General features: G+C 69.5%; 1 protein-coding gene. It reads left to right on the forward strand.

Annotated elements, in window-relative coordinates:
• The first annotated feature begins 262 nt into the window (after positions 1-262).
• Positions 263-1480 carry an IS110 family transposase gene (locus ABZZ74_RS54145; RefSeq protein ID WP_356951446.1) on the forward strand — a complete coding sequence of 406 codons (1218 nt, stop codon included), beginning with the start codon at positions 263-265 and terminating at the stop codon, positions 1478-1480.
• Positions 1481-1549 lie beyond the last annotated feature (69 nt).

Below are 1549 nucleotides of genomic sequence, written 5' to 3' on the forward strand. Positions count from 1 at the left end.
CCCCGTTATCTTCTTCGCGGTCCTGCAAGAGGGCCGCTGGCCTCCGGGCCCGGCATGACTGTGTCCCCCTGTCGAGCGGATGACCTGGGGGGTGGTGTCACCGGGCCCGGGAGGTGCCGTCGGAGACGCTGATGAGAGGTCCGGCCACCGCCCGGTCCGGCGCAATGCCGGACAGCTCGCGGGCGGCAGGTCTGCATAACGTGGATGCGCGCGTACGACACCACTGCCGAGCCGGCACGTTCAACGCTCCTGGAAGGGACCGATGTTCGACACCGAAGACGTAGGCGTGTTCCTCGGCCTGGACGTCGGCAAGACTGCTCATCATGGCCACGGGCTCACCCCGGCCGGGAAGAAGGTCCTCGACAAGCAGCTGCCCAACAGTGAACCGAAGCTGCGGGCCGTCTTCGACAAGCTGACCGCGAAGTTCGGCACCGTCCTGGTGATCGTGGACCAGCCCGCTTCCATCGGCGCCCTCCCGCTGACCGTGGCCCGGGACGCGGGCTGCAAGGTCGCCTACCTGCCCGGACTTGCGATGCGGCGGATCGCCGACCTGTATCCGGGCGAGGCGAAGACCGACGCGAAAGACGCCGCGGTGATCGCGGACGCGGCCCGCACCATGCCGCACACGCTGCGCTCGCTTCAGCTGACTGACGAGATCACCGCCGAGCTGACCGTGCTGGTGGGCTTCGACCAGGATCTGGCAGCCGAGGCCACCCGCACCTCCAACCGGATACGCGGCCTGCTCACCCAGTTCCACCCCAGCCTCGAACGCGTCCTCGGCCCCCGCCTCGACCACCACGCCATCACCTGGTTGCTGGAACGCTACGGCTCCCCGGCCGCCCTGCGCAGGGCCGGTCGCCGCAGACTCGTGGAGCTGATCCGCCCGAAAGCCCCCCGCATGGCCGCCCGGCTGATCGACGACGTCTTCGACGCGCTGGACGAACAGACCGTCGTCGTCCCCGGCACCGGCACCCTCGACATCGTCATCCCCTCCCTGGCCGCCTCCCTGGCCGCCGTCCACACCCAGCGCCGGGCAATGGAAGCCCAGATCAACGCCCTGCTGGAGGCGCACCCTCTTTCCCCAGTCCTGACGTCGATGCCCGGCGTCGGCGTCAGGACCGCCGCCGTCCTGCTGGTCACCGTCGGCGACGGCACCAGCTTCCCCACCGCCGCCCACCTCGCCTCCTACGCCGGCCTCGCCCCGACCACGAAGTCGTCCGGCACCTCGATCCACGGCGAACACGCGCCACGGGGCGGAAACCGCCAGCTCAAACGGGCGATGTTCCTATCCGCCTTCGCCTGCATGAACGCCGACCCGGCCTCCCGCGCCTACTACGACAAGCAACGCAACCGCGGCAAGACCCACACCCAGGCCCTTCTCCGCCTCGCCCGCCAACGCGTCAGCGTCCTGTTCGCCATGCTCCGCGACGGCACCTTCTACGATTCCCGCACGCCCGCGGACGTCGAGCTCGCCGCATAACCCCAACAAGACCGAATCACCCCAAACCCAGCAGGGGTGCCTTGACGAAGGACATAGAGGCACCCCCCC

The sequence above is a fragment of the Streptomyces sp. NPDC006476 genome (assembly GCF_040612015.1).
Taxonomy (GTDB): domain Bacteria; phylum Actinomycetota; class Actinomycetes; order Streptomycetales; family Streptomycetaceae; genus Streptomyces; species Streptomyces griseorubiginosus_B.